Genomic DNA, 22,832 nt, shown 5'->3' with positions numbered 1-22,832 from the left:
GAGGAGCAATCTAGCCTTGAAGCTGACCCCACGAAGCATTATAGAAAGAGCTCTTGCCGAGAACCGTAGCAAGCTGCTTGAGCACGAGGCGCTAGCCTTAGTCGAGCATTACAGGGTACCGGTTCCAGGTTATCGGCTAGTACATAGTTCCCGTGAGGCTGCAGAGGCTGCACAGGAGATAGGCTTCCCCGTCGTGCTCAAGATAGTCAGTCCCGATATAGTCCACAAGAGCGATGTCGGCGGAGTAGTAGTTGGGCTCGAGACACCGGAGGAGGTCGAGAAGGCCTACGACGAAATACTAGAAAACGTGAAGAAACACAAGCCGGACGCGAATATCGTGGGTGTGCTTGTACAGGGTATGGCACCTCCAGGCGGTGTAGAAGTGGTTGTAGGTGGCCTCCGGGATCCTGTCTTCGGCCCCGCCGTGATGTTCGGGCTTGGAGGCATATTCATCGAGGTATTCCGTGATGTGAGTTTCCGCGTCTCACCCTTCACGCGGCGTGACGCTGTGGAGATGATACGGGAGGTGCGTGCTTACCGTATACTCCGCGGCATCAGGGGCCAGCCGCCCCGCGACATAGAGGCACTAGTAGACATCATAATGGCTGTACAGAGGCTTATGGAGGAGAATCCGGAGGTTAAAGAGCTAGACTTGAACCCGGTGCTCAGCTATCCTAAGGGAGCCATAGCGGTAGATGCTCGCGTTATACTCGAGGCCCCGCAGGGCTAGGTCACTAGCTCTGCGAGCCCCTCTAGCCCATCCCTCTTCAGTGCCTCATGTATCTCGTGTGCTATCCTCTCGCCAAGGCTAAGCGGCTCAGGGAAGTAGAGGCTACTATACTGCCCGCCCCACGCCATGACTGCGTTTGTCCCGCCGCCTATCCGGGGCGCTATATCGTAGACCACGAGGCCTAGCCCCGGCGTGGCTATAGCTTGTAGCGTGAAGGGGCCTATGACGCCCGGCGGCTCTAGCCTGGCAGCTGCTTCTACGAAGCGGAGGCCCAGCTCGAACACCTTGTGAAGCATGCTCTCCCTGATAGTCACGGGTATATGGCCTATCTCTATCATACGGGGCTCTACCGCACCCTCGAGCTCCGCCTGGACCCAGGCAGGGAGCCTGTTGAGGTCATCGATGTTTGTCTGGAGTCTCCGGTCGATACTGTGTAGCTCGAGCCTACCGTAGACCGGGCTCTGGAAGAAGTTTAGGTTAAAATGGGCTCCATCGACGTACTCCTCTATGCTCATTGCCTTGAGGCTCTCCTCGTCAACAATACCCTTCTCCATGAGCTCCTTGATCTTCTTTATGGCGTCGCGGCCGCTCCGGGCTATGAAGAAGGCGCGTTCTACGCGGCGCCGTGCCTCCGGTAGCTTCACTATGACGGGGCCTTCTGCGTCTTCGAGCCTCTCGTACACCTTTGGCCGGGGGATCCCGGCCTCGTCTAGGAGCCTGTAGTAGTTCTCCTCGCCGACCCTCTCCTCCCAGCGCAGTAGGAACCTGTTACCAAACATCGGTACTAGGAACTCGTTCTCTATGCCGTCGTAGCCGACGTAGACGGCAAAGCTCCGGTTCGGCACGAAGACCACGTTGCGGCGCCGGAGCTCCTCCTGCACATCCTCCCGGAGGAGGTCCCTGTAGTCGTCGAGAACCATGAGCTCGTCAACTACGGGGAACATGCGGTAGGCTAGGTCCCGGCCTCGCCGCGCTACTGCCAGCGTGCGGAACCCTAGCTTCTTGGCCCCACGGAGCACGTCTAGCGCGGAGTGGCTTGCCAGAACTCCGATGGTCACCCGGGAGGGGTCGTAGCGCCGGAGAACCTCGTGTACCTCGCTACGACTGATAGGCAAGGGAGCACCCACACCCGTGGGCTCAAGTGCTCTGGGGACAGATAAAGCCGCATGTGGCCCGCCGCCGCTAGGAGATGGCCGTGAGTACGAGCCCCTCGATCAGGCCTATCATGGCTCCGAGAGCTAGACCGGCTATCTCTATGAACCGTAGCTCCCGGCCTGCAATCCGCCGGAAGAGCATCTCTATCTCGCGGGGGTCGAGGTCGCGAATCCTTTCGGCCACTATGCCGGCTACGTCGAGTCTACTAGTCGCTGCTGGGAGGATACTCTCGAGCAGCGGGCTTGCGACTTGCCTAGAGACGCCATCTGCTATACGGGGTATGTACTGGGCAGCAGCCGCGTACACCAGCGGGTTACGGGCCAGGAGCCGGTGAAGACTCTGCTCGAGTGCTTCTCGTATAACCTTCTCCATGTTGCGCTGTAGCTCTTGTTGTAGCTTCGGCGTCTTCATGTACTCCTCGGCTAGCTCTCCCAGTCTTTTCGCGAGCTCGTCTCTCTTAGCCGGGAGGAGCCCTTGCACCTTCAATCCGAGGACGGGTATCTTCACCGGGCGGTAGGGGTGGAAGAGGAGGCGGACCGCGACCACGTTAGTCACATAGCCGACCAGTGCACCCACAATGGTGGATACTGCTATCACCATCATGGACTCGGCCATGTTCTAGGCACACCCCGCGAGCCGGCAGATACCGTCGGGTTACAGGTAACACTAGCCTAGAGCACAGGAATAAGAAGGAGGGGCTGGTGAGTCAACTCGTATGCTGATTCTCTTTCTCGAGGAAGCTTAGCAGCTCCACAGTCTTAGCTACTGTATAGCTGTGCCCGAGCAAGGCTATAGCCGCTAGGCCTTCGAGGGGCCGGCCAGCGAGGCCCGCGAGGAACGCTATGAATAGCCTCACGTCGCGGCTCGCGACCCCGGGTATACGGCCCACTAATACGGGGTGGCGCTGGGCCAGCTTCTCACCCACAGCGTGTATATAGGAAACCATGAGGTCTCCAGTAGCCGCTAACAGGGACACAGCTACAACGAGCAGTGGGCTGTAACCTGCGGCCACCGCTGCGAGCGACATACCGAAGAGCAGCGCTATGTCTGCCAGCCGGTCAAGCACCGTATCCAGGAGCGCGCCGGCTCGGCTCTGCCTACCGAGCGCCCGCGCGAGCTCACCGTCGACACCGTCTATTATTGAGCCTAGCTGCGCCAGCAGACCCCCAAGAGCCGGATAGCCCGAAGCGAATGCTAGGCCGCCGCCAGCAACCAGAGCCGAGGCTACCACGGTCACTGCGTCGGGGCTGGGAGGCCTCCGTAGCCCCGCGAGCACACGGGTTATCCGTGTGGATATGCGGCGATTGATCAGCCTAGATACTATCCCGTCAGTACTCTTAGTCAGCCTAACTGCGGATCCACGAGAGGACATGCTCGACCACCCTCCTCCTCCTGCCCTTCTCCGCCTCCTCAAGGTCCCTGGGTGTGTCCACCTCGGTCCAGGGGAGGCTAGAGGCCTCGGAGACATATAGACCGCCTAAGCGGGCGAGGGTGTCCGTCAACATGTTGAGGCCTAGCACACCCTGGCTCCAAGCCATCACTAGCTCTGAGGCCTCCCTTATAGCGTCGAGGCGGACAGCATGAACTCCCATGTCTATGTGGCTCCAGAAGCGGAGCCCCTTACCCACCGCGTAGCCTACTCCACCCACCGCGAGTATCTTCGTAGCCTCATCCGCGTCAACATATGCCGGCTCACGGTCACCAGCTATACTGTATACAGCCCACCGTGGCACCGCGAGCCGAGCCGGGACTAGCGGCGAGTAAACGTGGTCACTCATTGACACGTACACGGGCTCGCCCACTGGGCACGGGCAGAGCCGCGATGCTAGCAAGAGGCTGTAGCCGTTCTCCCTCCACGGCTCACTATTGATCACAACATGCACAGCCCCGGAGCCATAAACACTCTCAGCTAGCTGACGGAGCTCACCTTCCAACTCGCTGCGCGTCACTATACATACTTCAGAAGCACCCACAAGGTGGAGGACACTTAGAGGATACCAGGCAAGCGGCCGTCCATGCAGCCGAACTAGCGGCTTAGGGCCGCCTAGCCGTGTCCCGAGACCCGCAGCCAGCAACACAGCATACCGGGCCGCCATAGTTACTGTCACCTCCTAAGCCCCTCTGGGATGCTAACCAACGTCAGGTACTGCTAAATGTGCACGGAAAAGGAGGGGTCGCCATCGCTGGGCGTCAACACGCCCCCAGAGGGGCTTCAGTGTCGGTGGTTTCGCTCACCCCCAGGAAACATTATAAAATGACAACTAGAGAGGTAAGAGGATTACTTCATAGAGGGCTTCGTTCTCCTAGAGACCCTTCTGGTTGCTGAAAAGAAACGTGTTTTGGGGCTTACTGTGCTTTGGGCTTTGCTTCGGGCTTCTCCTTCTTCTCTATCTTCACGGTCTCGCCGCGCTCTATGCGTAGCCTCGCCGTCCTTGCTAGCTCTCTCACTATGTCAGTCTTCGTGACCACGCCTGCTACGCGGCCCTCCTCGTCAACTACTGGTATACCGTCCACGTTGTACTCCCGCATCAGCTCTATGGCCTTGACTACGTCGTCGCTGGTCTTCACGTATACATCGCGGAGCGGCACAGTAGCGTCCATCACTAGTAGTGGTGTGACCTTCACGTAGCGGCCCTTCTTGGCGGCGCCGCGTACGAGCTTCCTCACCCATACTAGGCGGCGGCTCTTGATACCCGTGACAGCATCCTCGTAGGCTACGAAGGGCAGCCTGTTAGCAGACACTACTCCTATTATCTTGGAGCCGTCGTAGACTGTTAGGGCGTCTAGGTAGAATGTTTGCATCTTCTTAACGGCGTGGTAGAGGCTGTGGTGCGGGTGTACGATGCCTATCCTGCCGGGTGTCATCACGTTTTCTACTTTGGCGCGGCCTGCCTGTAGTTTGGCGTAGGCGTCTACGAGGTCGTCCTTCGTTATGAAGCCTACCGGGCGGCCCTCATCGTCTACTACTATCGCTACCTCGGCCTTAGCCTCGGTCATCTTGAGCGCTACCTGCTCGATGCTGTCGTCAGCCTTGACCCTGGGTATCTCTGTGTCCATCACGTAGTCTATGAAGTAGCGGTCGTGTACCCTCCTCTTCCAGATCGGGCCCTTGAGGCCTATAGCGCGGAGCATGCTCCACTTGCTCACTACGCCTACTATCTCGCCCTTCTCGTCGACTACTAGGAGGTAGTTAGTGCGGTAGCGTAGCATCATGCGGCGAGCGTGTTCAACAGTATCGTTCACTGTGACTGCTGGGAGCTCGGGCCTGGCTATGTCAGCCGCGCTTAGTCCTATGAGGGCCTCCACCTGGGGCTTAGCCACTAGCACTTGCTGGAGGACAGTCTCCGCTGTAGCGTAGGTGACGCGCTCCTCTGGCTTCACCTCTATCGGTAGCGCCGCTTTCTTGACAGGCTTAGCGCGGCCCGGCTTAGCGCCCTCTAGGTAGGCCCTCACTACATCGTATATCGTCAGCACGCCGACAAGCTTGCCGGTCTCCTCGTCAATGACGGGTAGTATTGGGAAGTCGTTCTCAGCCATAATCTTGGCAGCATACTGTATTGGAGTCTCCGGTGTAGCCACTGGAGCACCACGGAGCATTATGGTGCGTACCCTTGCCACTGTCTTGAGGCCGCGCTCGCTCTCACGGTGGAAGAACCAACGACCGGTCTCCACGAACTCGCGTAGAGATATAATGCCGACGGGTATCGGCTCCTCCTTGCTCCTCACGACAACCTTGCCGAGCTTACCATGATACACCAGGTCACTCCATACCCTGTTGACTCTCTCCTCCTGTGTAGTTATGTACTCCTCGAGCTTCTCAGTAGTCATAACCTCTGCCACTGTCTCCGCTATAGGCTCGTACCCAGCAGCCATTAGAGCCCTTACTATATCCGCTATACTCACTACGCCAACAACGACAGGGTTATCCTTGGAGTCGAGGACCGGTACTGCGTAGACCTTTTCCTCCTCCATCCTCTTGACAACTTCCTCTAGGTCGTCCTCCTTGTAGGCTACTGGCCAGTCTAGAGCAACATCCTTGGCACGAAGGTTTGAATAGTGACTAGTTATCTGTATAACCTCCCTCCACGTGACGTAGCCCTGGAACTTCATGTTCTTCTCATTGTCTACCACAACTGCTATCGGCTCCTCGTTGTCGCGCAGCAAGGCGCGGACAACAGTCGCTGGCGTATCAGGGCCTACTATTACGCGCGGTTTCCTAGCAACCTCCCATACCTTCATAACGTTGCTTCACCCAGATAAGATAAAGCCATGCTATGAGGATTAAAGGCTCATGGTTAGATAGACTTTTAACAAAAAATAGCATCCAATATCCGTAGGCCAGACCCTAAACCATGTTACCATGTACAGTCCCTAAACCAGGCAAGAGTATCTAATCGTAGAAGACTTTTGAGGAAAATCCTAGCATAGGAACTAATCAACGACGACATCATGATCGTCCCACACTATCGTAAAAAGAGCCATAGATCATGCAACGTAGAAGTTGCACGAGGAATCCGAAAGGAGAGGGGATGTGGATTTGGTGCCGCGGCCGGGATTTGAACCCGGGTCACGGGCTTGAAAGGCCCGCATACTTGGCCGGGCTATACTACCGCGGCACGCCGCGCAGCTATGGCCCTAAGTCAACGGGCCGCGGCCATGAAGGGTCAATGTACGAGCCGGGGTATTTATAGTTTCCACAGGACTCTCTTTGAGCTACAAGCTTTGCTTCATTCCTAAGCCTAAAGCAGTGTTTTAAAGTCAATCTTTCTACAATGTAACTCGTATGCCGTGTCTTAGCCTATCCCTATTAGCCATACTTCGCGGGTGGCATCCGCTCTTACAAAGAGTAAGTGTGTAGCATTATAGTACTCTAGGCGGTCGCCAGGACCCCAAGGGATAAAGTCCAATAGTCCTGGTATCCTCGTAGTGTTCCACTGGTTTACCAAGTATAAGCTGCCTCGTTCGAGTAATAGTTGAAGCCCGGAGGGTGTCCAGGTCAAACCTAGGCTATGGCCACCAGGTACTTTACTTGTATAAATACTCCATGAGCCCACGCTTGACGCACTCGTGTTGATTATTATTGGCGTATTTCGATCAAGACTATAGACTAGAAAGTATGCATCCGCTTGGTCTTCACTATGGGCTGAAGCAGGATACACGTAGGTTACATTCAATACTATATTCTCGTTAAGATAGGCGCTAAGGCTGCCAGCGACAATAGTAGTGTTTGTGGATAGATCTACTATGCAGTACTCGTCGCTGTCACCACCTCGTAGGACTACAAGATAACTGTTATTCGTTGTATTAATTGCTTCTACCTCTACACCTCTGCCTAAAGAGCTGCAGGCTGTAGCTACTAGGGTAAAGTTGGCATCAGGTTTCAGCTTAGCCGCGTAGACGCCAGTAGTATTAACAAGTAGTACAACGTTATGATAGATGTCGTAGGCTATTGCGGCCGAGCCATCGAACATTGTATAAGCGTTGAGACTGTATTCATAAATTACTCCATTGGCAGTAAAGCTGTAAAGGTCGATACGGCTAGATCCGCCTACTGCAACTAGTAGAGCCTGGAAGGTTGATGTAACCAGGTATTCGTATATTGCGTTCTCCATGTCTATGCTAATGCTGCTGGGTCCACTAGTTGTCTCAAATACTATTCTCAGGGAAACTGTGTTATTCGCAGTATTCATTATACCAGAGTTAACCGGGTAGGATTTTCTTACGTCTATATAGTCTCCAGCACCTACACTGTAGATACCCACCGGCTGCCATACGTCGCTCGTCCAGTTGTAGAAGTATAGCCTAAGTGTTCCAGAAACATTTGCTAGTATTGTGTATCTTGCACCAACACTTAGTAGCTGTAGTCCGGCTGGAACCACCGAACTAACAGTAACTCTTGTCCGGTAGCCTGTCACGAGGTTGACCGTATAGGCATTACCACCGTACATCTTGTCTGTGCCCAGGTAGAATGATGCATCAACTCTATCCACCAAGACGCCATTATTGTCATATATGAGGAGATAAGCGCCATGTATAATAGGCCTCCAGGTTACGTCGAGCACTGCAATACCATCAGCATTAGTCGTGTTACTAGCGATAAGATTACCATTACCATCATAGAGTTCTACTATCCAGCCACTACCTACTGATACTCCGTCGAGGAGGACTGTTATATTGAGAAATCTTGGATTTGCCAGACTTACTATAAGGTTGTCAAATATTGCAGTGCCTTCGTATGTACCTACTGCAAAACTATCAGGGAATATCGTATCGTCAGTCACCTCAAGAACCCACACATTCTTGGCTTCATCTATGACTGTGAATTTCATATATCCAGTATTAGGGTCGTAATATGCTAGCGACGTGTACCAAGTATACGCAGTTATCTCATTATTTATTACTCCTAGTCTTCCCCAGCGCCCGTAGTAACGCCATATTTCTATATCGTTTCCATCTGCATCGAGTGTATAGCAGTAGGCATAGCCAGTATTGGACTCATAAAGTACAAGATCGTCGAAGCCCGTCTCGGCATATACGTGAACCATCATATAGAATGGTTTATTTGGAATCGTATTGATAGTGGGGAACGCTATTACTTCATAACCATCAGCAATGCCTCCAACGGCATTATTGTCTATCTGTCCTATACCTGCCGTGCCCCCGTAGCCAATATCGTCTCTCCATATCCATGTGCCTCCTCGTGTACTCCATTCCCCGCCAGCAAAAGGATCACTGCCCTCGAAGTCTATAGCATATATGAGGTTGTTCTGACTAAGGGTGAAATTATCCACTACTATCGTTTGTATGCCTTCCACTACGTATAAATCTTTGTCAGCGTTGCTTAGGCTTTTATATGTGCCTGAAACTACTTCACCAAATACGTACACCTTATCAGCATCGATTATACCTATGCCTTGTTGTTGATGATACGCTGTTAATGTACCTAGCCATGTCTGTGTCCAGTCGAGTGATGTAGCGTTTAGCTCGGCATATAGGCTGGTTATGGTGTTTACGTTAGCCGTGAACTGTGTTACATTAGGATATATATCGTAGTAGTTTTTGAGCGGGATGACTGCTACTACTGGGCTTGCGCTTAGTGTTAGAGAGACTGTTACAGCATCGCGGCCTGCTGCATAGCCGTTGAGCGTTATGTCTAGGGTGTAGCCTGGGCCAAGGGGTATGGGGAAGTTGTCTACTGTAGTTGTCGACCCTGTTGGACTGGTTAATGTTGCTGATATATCTAGAGCTGCTAGGGAGCCGTTGTTCCGGTCTACTATCGTGTAGCTTGTGTCGTCCCATACTACTGTGAGGGATGTGACTAGTATGGTCTCGGGGTGGCGGCTCTCTAGGTGTATATAGAGGTTGCTGCCAATTTCTAGCCAGTAGCCGGTTACACCGCCTGCTAGCAGGCTTGTGGTCGCGCGCTCCCCGGTTAGCTGCATTACGGTCTCTGTGTAACTGTTTATGAGATCCATTATTGCTATGAAGAAGCCTATGATGGCTAGTAGTATGACGGCTATTATGACTGCACCTACTAGGCTACCGATACCTCTACAGCGTCTATACTGGCTGGGCCCGTGTAGCAACGCTCCCGCCCTCGTAGACTATTTTCACATCTGCGTAGCTTGCTGCTCCTACACTACAGGTTATGACTACTATACTGTAGGGTTGTACCACGAAGCCCTCTATCGGCCCAGTACGCCCAGCCGATGCGGCCCTACATTGACTACTCCATAGTGTGTCATTGATGTACACATCCTGAAGTTTTACAGGGAAGTCTCCAGAGACTAGAACCACTATAAGATTACCCAGGGAGTCTATATATGCTGCAGTAACCCCCAGGGCTTGACGTAGGCTCATTTCTGCCTCAATGAGCTGGTTAGTGGCCTCCTGTATCCCGGTCTGTATAGACTCTATGACCCTGATTACTACTAGGCCTCCTATGCTTATTACTATCAATGCTAGTAGCGCCGCAGATGTTAGTTCGCTAATACCGCGTAGATGTTGCCTCATAGTACCAACGCCTCATAGCTAGGCTTGGTGCTGCTTCTACCTACTTGCCTAGCTAGCCCCCTAGGCTTCTAGGACTCCTATAGAGCCTCTTTTACGCATACCCGGTGTCTAAATGTAATGAAGGTGAGGGCTCAAGGTTCTAGAGTATCAGTGCCCGGCGCAGAATGATACTCAACGCTGCAAGAAATGCCAAGAACGACTCATGGCTACGAGGCGGGAAGACTGGGAGATCACTCGGCTTGAAGAAGTACCCCTCCTTGATATATTCATGGATGAGGACTAGTATTGAGGCTAATACTGTTCTAGCAGCTATAATCATTCTCCCAGTAATGCGGCTCCGGAGGATACTGCGGATCAATAGCTCGCTTGCTACAAGGAGCCCCAACGCCGCCACAGTGTCTACAAGAAGCGCAAACACGGGGTTAATCATGTAAAGTCTCACCAAGCTCAAAACAAGTGATTCCAGTTCCATGAATCGTCCCCCGAGATGACATATGCCATAGCAGTGTTCGCTACAGCACCTTAGGAAAACGGGAACACTTCACCAGGTAATATCTGACACCTCTAAAACACTTATAATTGAACACTAATACCATGGTTTGCCGAATTCAAGCACTTGTTTGTGGCATCTGCTCAGTCTACAAACGGAAAACATGTATAATTTAATCACATTATTTCTGGCCAAGGGTGTTGCTGCGAAGCCGTCTAAGAGCCGAAGATTAAATCTAGAATCTTAACAGCATTCCTCTCGTCACCCAGTATAGCCTTGTTGTAGAACTCTGTATAGCCACATTTCTTGCAGGTGACAGCTACATACTCGTAGCTCTGCCAGTCAAGAAGTCTACTGAGGCCTGTACCCGTAAATGCATGCTCATTAACGATTATCTCCATGGAGCCACATTTTGGGCATTTCCACCGACCCTCGAAAACCTCAAGCCAGCGAGACAAGACGCTATACCACCCTTCCCTCAGACACTATGTAGAAGGAGTCCAAGTTATTATTGAGTACTTCAGTGCCGGGACTAGGACTGTACAGCTAGCAGCCATTTTAGAGTCGAGCCAGCACAGAAGGAGGATATGCTTAGAGGAGGAATGTGGTGCGGCGGCCGGGATTTGAACCCGGGATCGCCGGCTTGGCAGGCCGGCGTCCTAGTCCAGGCTAGACGACCGCCGCACCCAGGGTTCCGGCTCTTGCCATGTAAGGGTTCTACCACTCTAGCGAGGGGTTAAGAAGATTTCCCAGAGGGCTAGCCCTGGGCCTTTCCATCAGTTTACGTCTTGCTAGGCAGAGAGGAGCGTACGGTTGACATACACCTTTCCGGCGAACTTTCGTGCTACTTCTACAACCTCGCCAACGAGTCTTTGCTCGGGGTTGCAGTACTTGGTACACCAGTCATTGTCTCTAGGGGTTACTAAGGGTTGACCCCGGAGTGGGTTCACAACGACGTACCACTTTGTGCCCTGAAGTGCTTCTGCTGCTTTTCTGAGGCTCTCCCCGAGCAGCTCCACGTAGCCTGGTATCTCCCTAGGCACAGGTATACGTAGCTCGACTTCGACCCCGTAGTCTGCCAGCATGCTGAGACATTCTAGGAACCCATTGTAGAGCCGCTTTGCCGCATCCTCCTGTAGGCCGGTTAACTGCTGGAAGGGCGTCTTGAGGTCGGTTGCGACATGGCCCACGAGGCCGCGGTCTAGCATTGGCTTGAGTATGCCGGGGAGTGTACAGTTAGTGTTGACGCTGTTACCGAGGCCCAGCTCGCGGCTCGCTTCTAACAGCTTCTCTAGCCCCCGGGGCTGTAGTAGGGGCTCGCCGCCAGTCACGTGGAGCATGTCTACAAGCCTAGCAGCTTCAGAAAGCGCTTCTACTACTCTATCTAGCTCTACTCTACGGCAGACTTCAGGCGATGTCTCTGCTAGCCGCCAGTTGTGGCAGAAGGGACAGCGCAAGTTACAGCCACAAAGCCAGAGTGTGAAAGTGGCACGTCCCCTTACGTCTACTAGGCTAGGCGCCTTCCAGCCCCCGATTAGTAGCTGCAAGCCCAGGCGCCTCCGGCTAGCCTAGTGTACTCCGCGTGTACTCGGCGCACCTTCTCTTCTAGAGGCTCCCCGGCCTCGAGGACTATTATCCTCCGGGCTAGTCTGCCACCATATTCTTCGACGATCCTCGAGGCCTCGCGGTCTATGAACGATATGTACTCCGGGTTGGCCTCCTCTTGGGCGACCTGGCGGCCCCGCATGAGGATGCGTTGTGCTATCTCCTCGGCGCTCTGGGCCCTTATGTAGACGAGCAGGTCTGCAGGCGGGAGCGCCTGGAGTAGCTTCTCCATAGCCTCTATGGCCTCCTCTGCTTGGCCTCGGAGCCACCACCGGCTATAGATGGGGACGAGCACTGGATGACTATCCATGACTATTGCCTTCCTGTTTCTCTGAGACTCCCTGTACGCCCGGAGATACCCGTCTATGAATCTTGAGAGGAAGAGAAGCTGACGCGCAATTGGTGGCAGGCCGTGGGCCTCGTCTATGGCCTCTAGCTCGCGGTAGTTGTAGCAGTCTGGGTAGAGCTGGGCTAGGAGCCGGGCTGTAGAGGTCTTCCCGGAGCCGTGGACTCCTATAAAGGATATGAGCGGCAAGGCGGGTTCCAGGCCTCCACATAAATGCGGGCATGGGAGAATGTAATGAGGCGTTAGATTCTGCTGTAGTGGCGGCGTGTCCAGAACTCGCGGCGGCGAGCCGGGTTCCAGTTCTTTAGTGGCCGGTAGTATCCGATTATCCTGCTCCATATCTCTGTCTCCGAGCCGCAGCGTGGACAGGATGTTATCAGGCCTATTCCGCTCCAGCCGCACTTGGGGCATACTGTTACTGCTGGCGTGTAGCTCCAGTAGACTAGGTTTGTATTCGCTGTGAGCTTCCTGGTTAGGCTTGCGAGGGCCTCTGGGTCTGGCTCCTCGCCGAGGAAGATGTGCATCATCACGCCGCCGGTGAAGACCGGTTGTACGCGTTCCTCGACCTCGACGCGCTCCCATAGCTCCATAGGCGCGTAGTACGGCGCTATGCTCGTGCTGTACACGGGCTCTTCTGGGTCCGGGAGGTAGTCGAGGACCCGTGGGTAGAGCCTGGAGTCCCGCCGGGCCAGCTTTGCTGCGGCGCTCTCGCCGGGCACCTCTTCGACGTTGAAGGCTAGCCCGGTGCGCATGCTCCAGCGGCGTGTACGCTCCACGATGTACTCTACTGTCCGCCGCATCCACTCGGCCATCTCGCGCCACTGGCTCCTGCTGCCCTCACGCCAGGCCTTGGGGTCGCCCATCATTATAGCTGCTGCCTCGGGGAGCCCTATGACGCCCACTGTTAGGAAGTACGGTGTACCGGTCAGCTTGAAGACCTCGGGTAGGTAGTCGAGCACCATGCTGTAGAAGCCGGGGTAGAGCCGGGACAGCTTCTCGTAGCGCCGGGCAAACCACTCTAGGCCTTGCCTTACGAGCCGCAGGGTCTCGTCAAGTGCCTCCGTGAAGGCCGCATCATCACCACGGGCCTCGAGGGCTAGCCTAGGAAGGTTGACGGTGATGACGACCTTGCTGCCAGTTATGTCGGGGACTGCCCAGAGGCCACCCATCCTCTGGCGCTCGAGGCTCCTGATGTACTCCTCGCGGGCTTCTTCGAGCTCCCGCCGGAGGTCGCGTATCCTCATACTCTTGGGCCCAACCCTCATAGCGTGGAGAAGCTCGTTCATGTCTATGTTTATCCTACAGCACATAGCGAAGCTCGCGTCCGGATCCACGACTCTGGTATTGAGCCAATACCCGGTACCTCTCCGTGCCGCCGCGTTGAACACCGCCTCGAATACCTCGGGGTCGTCGAAGAGCATCCTACTCGTCGTCATTATGGTGGGTATTGGGAAGGTGAAGGGCCTGCCAGCGGCGTCACCCTCCCCGTGGACCTCGTAGAGAGCCTTCACGAAGAGCCGCGCTTCGTCAAGATACTCGCCCAGCTTGCCCGTGGGCTCGCCCGCATAGACTGCATCATCCTTCTCTAGCTTGCTCCGCGCCGCGTCTAGGACCACCGTGAAATTGGTGAACGGTGTCTGCATGCCCGCGCGGCTGGGGAAGTTGAGGTTGTAGATGAGCCTCTGTACACCCTGCTTCACTGCGCGGTAGTCTAGGCCGTCGCGCCTTATGAAGGGACCCGCGTAGAGCTCTACCGCGCCGAACGCCTGGGCACCGCTGAAGTAGTGCTGCATGGCTATCAGGTAGTTCGCCACATGGTCCACGTAGGTGTCGAAGTGCCTGGCAGGACGCGCTGATATCGTTGGCGTGCGGAGCCCCTTGCGGAGGAGCCTTTCCACGCTGTGACCACTACAGTAGGGTATGTAGAGCGCGTAGGGGAGCTTGTGCACGTAGACCCTGCCGTCGAGGTGGGCCTTCGCCAGGGGCTCGGGCAGCTCACTATAGACTATCGTGTCTAGGGCCTTCTCCGCCACGTATGTGAGGAGGCCGCTTGGCCCAGGGTAGCGGTTAGCGTTCTCGAAGACGTCGAAGCCAGCGGCCTCTAGATACTCCGCTACCGTTGCAGAGCCCGCTGGGCGCGCTGCATTCTTCGCTGCCTCCATGACAGCATCCCCATTGGTATATGGCGCTAGCCGTATAGTTAGCCTAGCCGGGTTGGAGGCGAGCCAGTCAGAAAATGCGCAGGTAATACGATATGAATTATCGGGGTGGTACCCCGCCACGTCACTGGTTAAAACCTGGACCCAGGGTCCATGCCTTCATCCGGGAATACCCGGAGAAAGACCGCCTGTACAGGAGAGGAGAAGGCAGACAGACATCGTAAGGATAACAAGGAGGGGCTTCAGGAGTCGGGGCTCACACCACCCCCGCGGGCCGAGGCCCCCGGGTCAGCTAACGAAAGGGCCTCTACATCGCCCTGGGGAGGAGTTACAGCCCTGTCCCCTTCTATAGCGTAGCCTGCCCAGGGATAGAAACATGGATTAGCCATATATGTGGGTATGAGGGGCTACCTGCGTGGATGCAACTGCCAAGAAACGGTGACGAACCATACCGCGCCCAGAGAGGGGCCCCACTGCTAGGAGGAACTACGTACTGCTACTAGCCATGAACACGCTGTATACCGGGCTCTGCGGCATGTGGATAATGTTCTTCCCGCTGTACGCCTCCCAGAGCCTAGGCCTCTCCAAGACCACTTTGGGGCTCCTCTACACCGCCTCCGAGGTAGGCATACTGACCGGCAACCTAGCCGGCGGTGTGCTAGCCGACACGCTTGGCAGAAAGAAGGTCCTAATGGCCAGCCTCTCGGCATCGGCGCTAGCCCTCGCCTCCATGTTGCTGCCGGGCAGAGTACCGGTCTACGCTGGCTTCCCCGCGTACTTCCTCGCTGTTGGGCTCGGCTCGCCAGCCATACACGCGCTAGCGCTAGAGTCGTCCCCGCGGAGGATACAAGGGACCCTCTACATGCTAGCCGTCCGCGTCGCGCCCTCACTGCCGCCACTGGCTACGCTGCCGCTAGCCGGCTACCTCTACGAGCAGGGCATGTACAGCCTACTACTGGTCATAGGAGTAGCCACCCTAGCACTACAGCTACTACTTGCTACACTCCTTACAGAGACAGAGACAGTATCCGTACAAGCCGGTGAAGTTAGCCAGCCCGTGCACCACGTGCTTAGACGAGTACTGAGAGTAGGCGACAAGTGGCTCCTCCTACTCGTAGCAGCCTATGGGCTGGACATGCTCACCTCCAACGGCCTAGAATGGTATATACCAGTATATACATGGAAGAGGCCGGGTTCACGGCGGTAGAATACGGAGCAGCGATGGGCATAGCCTCTGTAGCAGTAGCTCTAGGAGGCCTCGCCTCTGGCGGCCTAGTAGACACCCTAGGACCAAGAGCCACAGCCATCCTGGGCTGGAGCCTAGCCGCGTTAGTATCACTACTCTTCGCCTACAAACCAGAACTATCGCTAGCTGCGCTCCTCCTCTGGCGAATCGCTAACACACTACCACAGGCCGCCCCACCAGTAATGATTGCCAGACGATACATAGCCAGCAGAGCTACAGCGCTAGCAATCTTCAACACGGGCCGGAGACTAGCAGCGCTACCAGGCCCAGCACTAGTAGGCCTAACAGCCACAATAGACTCAACACTACCCTTCACGATAAGAGCAGCACTACTAGCAATATCCATAGCGATACTATATGCCATGCGAGAACGGAGACACGTGACGAGGACTATGACCCCCGCTAAAGAGGTGAGGGGAACATCATAGAGGAACCGAGGATGGTGGGCCCGCGGGGATTTGAACCCCGGACCTCCGCCGTGTGAGGGTGGAGTTCCTTGCTACTCGAGGAGCCGCCTGACAGGCTCTCGTAGGGCTGGTAGGTACCATTTCCTGTAGATGACTGGGAGCTCGGCTGCATTGTAGTGTTTCATGAGGATTTCGGGCCCTGTTCTGCCCTGTAGCCCGTCGACGAGCCAGGCTGGCGCCCCGGCCTCGAGGAGTAGCGTGGCGTTCGCCGTTCTCAGGTCGTAGATGCGGTAGACGCGGTGGTCTAGGCCCAGCTCCCGGCAGGCCCGCTTCCACTGCATGCGCAGCCTGGTGTAGCTGACCCCGTGCGCGTCTATGGTCTGCAGCCTCGAGTCTATCTCCGGCGTTAGGAGCGCTAGCCATGCACGCTTGCTGCCGTTATCCCACGATAGCAGCAGGTGGGGGACGCCCCAGCGCTCGACCCGGTACACATGGTAGCCGCGGTACGCGTGGAGGGCCTCGAGGCTCCGAAGCCCCGTCGCCAGCATGAAGGCCGCGAATAACCGGTAGTTGCCCGGCAGCCTCCTCGCTATGGACAGCAGCCTCTCCACGAACCCAGGCTCCTCGCGGAGGTACCTGGGCACACGACTCCGGGGCAGCGCCCCACGGAGCCTATACCTGAGGAGCCGGCGTATCGCACGCCGGCGCCGGGCCCAGTCCTCCTCGACGCCAAGATGCTCCGCCAGCCTCGAGAGGGCCGCGAGGACCTTCACAGCCACATGAGGGCTCTCCACGGCGATGACCCTAGCAGCCTCCACCGGGCTAGCCCATAGCAGCCTATAGTAGCGCTTAGCATAGCGCAGGAGGTCGCTACGACGCTTCCTCGACAGCCCGAGGAGCTCGAGATACTCCCCGAACCCCTCCCAGTCTATGACAGCCTCTCTGGCCCGCATTGTGTCACCCGTTCATGGCCGTAGCGGCGATAGCTAACGTTATCCCTATCGGTAATGTATACCTGATAGTACTGTCTTCGCTGGTACTGAGCTAGTATAGAAGGATAGCTAGACATGGATGCCGCATCCACGTGCCTGGAGGGAGGAGAGACGGGACGAAAAGAGGAGATAGGGCTGGAGCACTAGTCTATGCATATGGGCCATGGGCGGTCGAGCTGGTCGAATTCGAGGCGTAGCTTTGCCATCCTCTTGCGGTCGGCTACGTAGATGCGGTGTATGCGGTCGAGGCGGCAGTTCTCTATGGTCCGGTGCATTAGTATGCCTAGTTCTCGTAGCCTCTTGGCTACGTGGTACTTGATGCTCTTCTCTGGGTCGCTCCGGGCTATGTGTATGTAGCCCCGTTCTACGAGCTCGTCGAGCAACTGGTTGCATATCTCCACGGTTTTCTCGCCGTAGAAGAATATCCGGCAGAGGACCCAGTCGCCCACAGCCCATCCCTCCGTCTAAGAAACGGCTGACCGGGGAGACGGCGCCCGGGAAGCCGGGGCGTCAGCCGGCTCTTTGACTACTGTCAGCCAGCTCCTAGGCCGAGACCCCACCCTCGAGCACTCTAGCCGGCTAGCGTAAACCGGAGGGTAGGGGACACGGGGCTGTTCAAAGAAAAGGCTGGCAGGCTAGGGGTTCTCGAAGAGCGAGCCTGTGAATGTCCTTGGTGGTAGTGTTATCCACACGCCGTCGAAGTTTACCGTTATGTATCTCGATGGCCCGGGGTTGGTCACGGTTATGCACCTGCATGTCGTCCAGCTTGTTGTCGCCTCTGACGAGACACTATACACTATGCTGCTGGCGCTACCCGGCGTTAGTACGGGCTTATCGAGCTGGCTGCTCACGAGGACGCAGCTCGCGCCATAGTTCTGTACTTGGCGGCAGTAGAGCGTCTGGAGGTCTACTAGGAGTACCTGGTTCGCAGCGAGCTCGTTTATTGTGTCGTATCTGTAGCTCCCGGTCCACCTGAACCAGTCAACGGGCCATTCCACGTCCGTCGTGGATATATATAGTGTAGCGCTTCTCTCGCCAATGATCCGGATTGTGACCCTGTAGAGCCACGGGATATACGTGTACTCTCCGCACCACGTATATCTCGTCCAGGAGAAGTAGCCGCTGACAGTGACCGTGTAGCTCCCGACGGTGAAGCTGAAGCTACGCCACGCACTGCCCGTAATGTTTGCTACGAGGACGCTGGTCCCGTTAGGCCAAGTCACCCACCACTCCACGTAAACCCTGTCGCTGCCCTCGCTACTCTTCGTGCCGACGACGCTGATGCTACCCCCATCGGGCAGACTTATTGTCATCAGGTTCATCTCTACAGTCCTTCTACCATAGTCTATGCAGACATATGGGCTCCTAAGCTGCACCATGGGAGGCCCCAGTGTGTACCCGCCCACGTACACGTAGCCACGGTACGCGTTCGGATCCAGCACGTCGCTATACTCCACGAAGAGTGGATCCAGGTAGCCATTAGCTATCAGCTCTACCGCAGATATAGTGGAGCTGAGCTGGCTTAGGGTGTTGTTGAGCTGCTCTACTGTGCTGTCAATCTCGCCCAGCGCCTCGTAGACCCTCGTGGCGTTTATGAGTGATTGTAGGGGCTGGGCTGCGGGCCCCACGAGGATCCAGCCCCGGCTACCTTGTGGCAGGGCTAGCGTCTCGCCCGGGTCCACTTGCCTCAGCAAGAGCTGGCCGTCGCTGGTCTGCACGAGCACGAGGGCACTATCCCTAGCATGTAGCGCTGTGTCGTTGAGCATCTCCGCTGCGTGGGCGACGCGGCTCCTGCTGGTCTGCACCAGCTCCTCGACGCTCGCCATCTGCTGCCACTTCAGTATAGCGGCCGCCGTGGCTGCTATGAGGATGGGGAGGACTATCGCGGCTGCAACGACCGTGCCCTGTCCGCGCACCTCTCCCACCCCTCCGTCCTAGAGGGGCGGGCCGGGAGACGCGCGTCTCCCGGCGCCTGCTCTCCTAGCGGGGTGCCCGGAGGAGTGCGCGGGGTCTCGGAGATAGTGGGCGCGGTGGCCCTCGCCGTCATAGCCTCCGTCTTCGGTGCTCTCCTGGTCAGCTATCTTGCCCCGAGGGTTGAGCTGCTCCAGCATACCGGTGATGTGGACGCGTTCCAGAGCATACGCGTCAACAGCACCCATGCCGTCTGCTACGCCTTCACCAGCATAGACGTGGATGAGCTGCGGGAGATGGGGCTGAAGGTCTGGGTCTTTGCGGATATAGATAACGACGGTTGGAACGAGACGGTCCCCGTCTTTAACGGCACTATCCCGCCCGGCCAGTACTACGTCGTATCCCCGCCCGTATGCGGGTGAGAGCGTGGAGTACACGATAGGGCCTGTCAGGTACATGGTGGACCCAAGGACCCGGAGCTACGTCGTCGAGGAGCCGGCGCTGTCACCAGAGGCTGCTGAGGCCGTCAAGGCCATCGAGGAGTGGCTATCGCTCCGGGGCCTGGAGCCCGAGAGCGACAATATCGCGACGGCCGCCGATCACTTGGGCTACGCGGAGGTCTACCAGCGCGAGGCCACGGCGATAGAGTACCATGTCCGGCGCCTCATGAGCGGCTGGGGCCCCCTCTACCCCATGGTGCTGGACGAGGGCCTCGAGGAGGTGTCGGTGCCGCGGCCTGGGCCCGTGTACGTGGTCCACAGGGAGGTGCCCGGCGTCTACCTGGAGTCCAGCGTGGTCCTGGAGAGGGAGGCGCTGGAGGACGTTATACGGGAGCTTAGCGTACGCGCGGGGACCAGCATCAACCCGGCCTACCCCATCGCGGAGTTCGACTACGGGCGGGCCCGGGTAGCCGCGGCCCTGGGGCTGGTGGCCTCCACGGGGCCTAGCCTGACTGTCAGGCTGTTCCCCAGCCAGCCCTACAGCCTCGACCGGCTCGTGGAGCTCCGGCTCCTCCCCAGGGAGGCCGCCGAGTACCTGCGCTGCCTACTCCTCGGCGGCGGCATGGTGTTCGTGATAGGGCCGCCGGGCGCGGGGAAGACCACGCTCATGGCCGCGCTGCTCGACAGCCTGCCGGACCCCGACTGGAAGGTGGTGGTTGTCGAGGAGACCCCGGAGGTCCGGCTCCGGAGGCGTAACTGGAGCAGCTTCCACACAAGGGAGCCAAGGAGCCTAGCCGAGCCCGAGAGGATAACCGTGACCATGGAGCACCTGCTGAAGCACGCCCTCCGGCTCCGGCCGCATGTGGTCGCGGTCGCGGAGGCACGGTTCCGCGAGGTAGTGTACCTCTTCCACGCCGCCTCCCTAGGGGTCGCCAGCGCCGCCACATTCCACGCCCGCAACATCGAGGAGCTAACAACCAGGCTCACGCTGCTAGGAGTCCCCAAGGAGCTGCTAGACAACCTCCACGCCGTGGCACTGCTCGGCATCGTCGAGCTGCCCGAGGGAGGCAGGGCCCGGAGGATGCTCGGGCTCTGGGAGCGCTGGGAGGGAGAGTTCAGGCTGCTATGGGAGTGGAGCAGCGACACCGATACGTGGGAGGAGCGCGGCGAGCCGCGGCGCTGCGTCTCCCCGTCCGGCCAGGAGAGCGGGGAGGCTGGGTGAAGCGGGGCCGAGCCGAGGAGCTGGCGTACGCCGTCGTGAGCCTCACAGCCCTAGGGTTCGCCCTCTGGCTCGCCCTCCGCCCACAGGTCCCCACGCGCGGCATCCTTCTCGCTGTTGTGGCTCTCTCGCTGCTGGCTGGGCTGGCTATAGCACTATGGCTTTACGTCAGGCTGACCGGGCGGCTCCTCAGCGAGGCACTATGGAGACTCATAACTGTCATGGAGGAGCGCCGCCGCCACGCGCCCTACAGGCTCTGGAGGATACGTCTCAGCAACCCCTACACATTCATCGCTGCCGTGCTAGTCATAGCCGAGGCCACGGTGCTCATAGCCTCCACAGCGCTGGGCATGCTGCCTGTCGAGAGCGGCCTGCTGCCGGGCGCCGGGGCCCTCGCCGCCGGTGTATGGCTCTTAGGCCGGTCTCTCTACCACCCCGTAGTGAGGGTAGGTAAGAGACGGCCGCCGTGGTACGTGGTTGCCCGGAGCACCTTTCCGGCCATGGATAGGCTGGCTGAGCGGCTCGACCAGAAGCTGCGTGTCAGCGAGGACCTAAGGCTATCCGGCGCTGGCTTCACCCGGCGTGAGGCAGTATACCTGGTATCTAGTAGTATACTGCTGGCCGCTGTGGCTGTCCTGGCACTGGTACCCCTGGCGCTGCTCTTCTCGCCGTGGATACTCGTAGCCGCAGCCCCTCTGCCGCTGCTAACGGTTCTCGGGATAAAGTCCTACGCCAGGGCGAAGCTAGCCGAGAGAGCCAGGCTCGCGGAGGAGGAGCACCCCTACGTGGCGTTCTGGATGTGGCTCATGGTCTCGGGCGGGGGCGCCGAGCCCGAGGCTGCGCTGATAGAGGCGGCGCGCCACAGGGAGCTCTTTCCCGGCACATGGCTCGACGGGGTCTATGCCCGCCGCGGACTAGGCCTCGTAGCTGCCATGCAGCCTAGCAAGGTGTTGAGGGACTTCTACAGGTTCGTGGACGCTGTGAAGAGCAGTGGTGGGGACGTGGCAGCCTACCTCGGCGACGCTGTCTGGAGGGCGATGGAGGCTCTGCGCGTCAGGCTGGTGGAGTACGCGGAGCGCGCAAACGCCGTTATGGCGCTCGTTGTCGTGTTCCTCGGCGTCGGTTTGTTCGCCGCCTTCGCCTTGGTCTTGAACATGCACGCTGTAGTGGCGATGCTCTCCGCGATGACTGCTGGCCTCCCGCTGCTAGCCACAGCATTCTACCTCATGCTGAACGCAGTGCAGCCTCGGCTCCGCGAGAAGTACCGGGACGCCGCTGGCGTGGCTGCGGCAGCCATAGCTGCGAGCATCCCGCCACTCATGGCATTCCTAGGCTTCCTCGAGCCCGGCGCTGGCGTGGTGTTTGCGAGCCTAGCGCTCGCCGCCGGCGCCTACGGCGCCATGTGGCTCACACAGTACAACGTGAAGAGGGCCGAGGAGGCTAGGCTGGCAGACGCTCTGAGGATTGTGGTAGAGTACGTGAAGATGGGGCACCCGGTCCCTAGGGCGCTGGAGCTGGCTGCCGAGCACGTGGGCGGTGTGCTGGCGCTCAGGCTGCGCTCAGCAGCCCGTGGCCGCGTCGAGGCCCAGTCGTGGCTCCTCCGCTACGTGCTCTCGACGCTACACCTCATGTCAAGGTATGGCGCCGCGTCGCCGGAGGCCTTGGAGAGGCTTGTAAGGCTCGTAGAGATGCACTTGCAGGCATGGAGGGAGGCCCGCGAGAGGCTGAGGATGCTGCAGCTCATGGCGGTGCTGACGCCCGCTGGCGCCGTGGCCTCTCTGCGCTTCCTGGCGCCGATAGCCCGCCGCTACCTGGAGACGGCTGTGCTCTCCAAGGGCCCCATGGCGCTGCCCCGGGAGGTCCTCGCGGCCTTCGACGTAGCCTACCAGTGGAGCCTAGCCCTCGCCGGGCTAGCGGGGCTAGCTATGGGGCTGCTCGCGGCCAAGGCCAGCGACCAGACACTGCGCAACACCCTCTACGCGCTGTTGGCCGTGCTGCTTGCAGCACTGGCTGCTATGGCCCCGCTGCCCCTCCCCCGCTAGCCCCTCTTCCACCCCCTCCATACAAATCCTCAAGAATTGCAAGCGGGCAACGCTAAACGGGTATGACCTGTTCGGAG

General features: G+C 57.7%; 21 protein-coding genes and 2 tRNA genes. 6 read left to right on the top strand and 17 right to left on the bottom strand.

Annotated elements, in window-relative coordinates; all coding sequences use genetic code 11:
* Positions 1-22: 22 nt before the first annotated feature.
* Positions 23-730 carry an acetate--CoA ligase family protein gene (locus tag Pyrde_RS03840; protein WP_055410700.1) on the top strand — a complete coding sequence of 236 codons (708 nt, stop codon included), beginning with the start codon at positions 23-25 and terminating at the stop codon, positions 728-730.
* On the opposite strand, the gene Pyrde_RS03835 is transcribed toward Pyrde_RS03840, so the two are convergent.
* From Pyrde_RS03835 to Pyrde_RS03770, 14 genes are all read right to left on the bottom strand, one after another.
* Positions 727-1,845, bottom strand: coding sequence for a formate--phosphoribosylaminoimidazolecarboxamide ligase family protein (locus Pyrde_RS03835; protein WP_082419451.1), 1,119 nt, complete (start codon positions 1,843-1,845; stop codon positions 727-729). The genes Pyrde_RS03840 and Pyrde_RS03835 overlap by 4 nt on opposite strands.
* Before the next feature lie 67 nt (positions 1,846-1,912).
* Entirely contained in the window at positions 1,913-2,500 is a 588-nt protein-coding gene (locus Pyrde_RS03830; RefSeq protein ID WP_055408358.1) for a DUF445 domain-containing protein, read from the bottom strand.
* 91 nt (positions 2,501-2,591) lie between these two features.
* On the bottom strand, positions 2,592-3,257 hold the full coding sequence (locus Pyrde_RS03825) for a CDP-alcohol phosphatidyltransferase family protein (RefSeq protein ID WP_055408356.1): 666 nt from the start codon (positions 3,255-3,257) through the stop codon (positions 2,592-2,594).
* Positions 3,232-3,993, bottom strand: a complete 762-nt coding sequence (locus tag Pyrde_RS03820) for a phosphocholine cytidylyltransferase family protein (RefSeq protein ID WP_082419450.1) — start codon at positions 3,991-3,993, stop codon at positions 3,232-3,234. The genes Pyrde_RS03825 and Pyrde_RS03820 overlap by 26 nt, the downstream gene beginning before the upstream one ends.
* Positions 3,994-4,231: 238 nt before the next feature.
* The gene (locus Pyrde_RS03815; protein ID WP_055408352.1) at positions 4,232-6,124 is read right to left on the bottom strand and encodes a CBS domain-containing protein; all 1,893 of its coding nucleotides are present in this window, start codon (positions 6,122-6,124) and stop codon (positions 4,232-4,234) included.
* 299 nt (positions 6,125-6,423) lie between these two features.
* Positions 6,424-6,501 (bottom strand) — tRNA-Glu (locus Pyrde_RS03810).
* A 177-nt stretch (positions 6,502-6,678) separates the two neighbouring features.
* Positions 6,679-9,471, bottom strand: a complete 2,793-nt coding sequence (locus Pyrde_RS03805; protein ID WP_055408350.1) for a hypothetical protein — start codon at positions 9,469-9,471, stop codon at positions 6,679-6,681.
* Positions 9,446-9,898, bottom strand: coding sequence for a hypothetical protein (locus Pyrde_RS03800; RefSeq protein WP_055408349.1), 453 nt, complete (start codon positions 9,896-9,898; stop codon positions 9,446-9,448). The genes Pyrde_RS03805 and Pyrde_RS03800 overlap by 26 nt, the downstream gene beginning before the upstream one ends.
* Before the next feature lie 139 nt (positions 9,899-10,037).
* A complete protein-coding gene (locus Pyrde_RS03795) occupies positions 10,038-10,370 on the bottom strand; it encodes a hypothetical protein (RefSeq protein WP_055408347.1) in 333 nt (110 codons plus the stop codon).
* Positions 10,371-10,603: 233 nt separating this feature from the next.
* On the bottom strand, positions 10,604-10,846 hold the full coding sequence (locus tag Pyrde_RS03790) for a zinc ribbon domain-containing protein (protein WP_197272735.1): 243 nt from the start codon (positions 10,844-10,846) through the stop codon (positions 10,604-10,606).
* Positions 10,847-10,993: 147 nt separating this feature from the next.
* Positions 10,994-11,072 (bottom strand) — tRNA-Gly (locus tag Pyrde_RS03785).
* 107 nt (positions 11,073-11,179) lie between these two features.
* Positions 11,180-11,935: an anaerobic ribonucleoside-triphosphate reductase activating protein gene (locus Pyrde_RS03780; RefSeq protein ID WP_231656789.1), complete on the bottom strand. Its 756-nt coding sequence runs from the start codon at positions 11,933-11,935 to the stop codon at positions 11,180-11,182.
* Positions 11,923-12,528: a hypothetical protein gene (locus Pyrde_RS03775; protein WP_055408340.1), complete on the bottom strand. Its 606-nt coding sequence runs from the start codon at positions 12,526-12,528 to the stop codon at positions 11,923-11,925. Before Pyrde_RS03775 ends, Pyrde_RS03780 begins: the two co-directional genes overlap by 13 nt.
* Positions 12,529-12,581: 53 nt before the next feature.
* Positions 12,582-14,501 carry an anaerobic ribonucleoside triphosphate reductase gene (locus Pyrde_RS03770; protein ID WP_055408338.1) on the bottom strand — a complete coding sequence of 640 codons (1,920 nt, stop codon included), beginning with the start codon at positions 14,499-14,501 and terminating at the stop codon, positions 12,582-12,584.
* A 445-nt stretch (positions 14,502-14,946) separates the two neighbouring features.
* On the opposite strand from Pyrde_RS03770, the gene Pyrde_RS03765 reads away from it, so the two are divergent.
* Positions 14,947-15,705, top strand: coding sequence for an MFS transporter (locus Pyrde_RS03765; protein ID WP_257719969.1), 759 nt, complete (start codon positions 14,947-14,949; stop codon positions 15,703-15,705).
* A gap of 14 nt (positions 15,706-15,719) precedes the next feature.
* Positions 15,720-16,172 carry an MFS transporter gene (locus Pyrde_RS03760; RefSeq protein ID WP_231656788.1) on the top strand — a complete coding sequence of 151 codons (453 nt, stop codon included), beginning with the start codon at positions 15,720-15,722 and terminating at the stop codon, positions 16,170-16,172.
* Positions 16,173-16,243: 71 nt separating this feature from the next.
* Here the strand turns inward: Pyrde_RS03760 and Pyrde_RS10395 are convergent, their stop codons facing one another.
* The 3 genes from Pyrde_RS10395 to Pyrde_RS03745 all read right to left on the bottom strand — a co-directional run bounded on the left by Pyrde_RS10395 (position 16,244) and on the right by Pyrde_RS03745 (position 19,059).
* Complete coding sequence (locus Pyrde_RS10395) at positions 16,244-17,104, bottom strand: integrase (protein ID WP_082419448.1); 861 nt, start codon at positions 17,102-17,104, stop codon at positions 16,244-16,246.
* Positions 17,105-17,286: 182 nt separating this feature from the next.
* Positions 17,287-17,592 (bottom strand): hypothetical protein, encoded by a 306-nt coding sequence (locus tag Pyrde_RS03750; RefSeq protein WP_055408330.1) that lies wholly within the window; start codon positions 17,590-17,592, stop codon positions 17,287-17,289.
* Between the two features lie 186 nt (positions 17,593-17,778).
* Entirely contained in the window at positions 17,779-19,059 is a 1,281-nt protein-coding gene (locus Pyrde_RS03745) for a hypothetical protein (RefSeq protein ID WP_156328002.1), read from the bottom strand.
* Between the two features lie 84 nt (positions 19,060-19,143).
* On the opposite strand from Pyrde_RS03745, the gene Pyrde_RS03740 reads away from it, so the two are divergent.
* Genes Pyrde_RS03740 through Pyrde_RS03730 form a run of 3 tightly spaced genes read left to right on the top strand, consistent with a single transcriptional unit; the run spans position 19,144 to position 22,755 of the window.
* Positions 19,144-19,476 carry a hypothetical protein gene (locus tag Pyrde_RS03740; RefSeq protein ID WP_055408327.1) on the top strand — a complete coding sequence of 111 codons (333 nt, stop codon included), beginning with the start codon at positions 19,144-19,146 and terminating at the stop codon, positions 19,474-19,476.
* 4 nt (positions 19,477-19,480) lie between these two features.
* Complete coding sequence (locus tag Pyrde_RS03735; RefSeq protein WP_055408325.1) at positions 19,481-20,716, top strand: type II/IV secretion system ATPase subunit; 1,236 nt, start codon at positions 19,481-19,483, stop codon at positions 20,714-20,716.
* Positions 20,626-22,755, top strand: a complete 2,130-nt coding sequence (locus Pyrde_RS03730; RefSeq protein ID WP_197272734.1) for a hypothetical protein — start codon at positions 20,626-20,628, stop codon at positions 22,753-22,755. Before Pyrde_RS03735 ends, Pyrde_RS03730 begins: the two co-directional genes overlap by 91 nt.
* Positions 22,756-22,832: the final 77 nt, after the last annotated feature.

This window comes from Pyrodictium delaneyi (assembly GCF_001412615.1).
GTDB classification, from domain to species: domain Archaea; phylum Thermoproteota; class Thermoprotei_A; order Sulfolobales; family Pyrodictiaceae; genus Pyrodictium; species Pyrodictium delaneyi.
Note: the sequence above shows the minus strand (reverse complement) of the source record. Positions and strands in the feature narration are given on the sequence as shown.

What these genes read in the sequence shown, in the direction of transcription:
- Pyrde_RS03830 (WP_055408358.1), bottom strand. Translation starts at nt 2,500, where the DNA reads ATGGCCGAGTCCATGATGGTGATAGCAGTATCCACCATTGTGGGTGCA.
- Pyrde_RS03770 (WP_055408338.1), bottom strand. Translation starts at nt 14,501, where the DNA reads ATGGAGGCAGCGAAGAATGCAGCGCGCCCAGCGGGCTCTGCAACGGTA.
- Pyrde_RS03800 (WP_055408349.1), bottom strand. Translation starts at nt 9,898, where the DNA reads ATGAGGCAACATCTACGCGGTATTAGCGAACTAACATCTGCGGCGCTA.
- Pyrde_RS10395 (WP_082419448.1), bottom strand. Translation starts at nt 17,104, where the DNA reads ATGCGGGCCAGAGAGGCTGTCATAGACTGGGAGGGGTTCGGGGAGTAT.
- Pyrde_RS03795 (WP_055408347.1), bottom strand. Translation starts at nt 10,370, where the DNA reads ATGGAACTGGAATCACTTGTTTTGAGCTTGGTGAGACTTTACATGATT.
- Pyrde_RS03815 (WP_055408352.1), bottom strand. Translation starts at nt 6,124, where the DNA reads ATGAAGGTATGGGAGGTTGCTAGGAAACCGCGCGTAATAGTAGGCCCT.
- Pyrde_RS03760 (WP_231656788.1), top strand. Translation starts at nt 15,720, where the DNA reads ATGGGCATAGCCTCTGTAGCAGTAGCTCTAGGAGGCCTCGCCTCTGGC.
- Pyrde_RS03825 (WP_055408356.1), bottom strand. Translation starts at nt 3,257, where the DNA reads ATGTCCTCTCGTGGATCCGCAGTTAGGCTGACTAAGAGTACTGACGGG.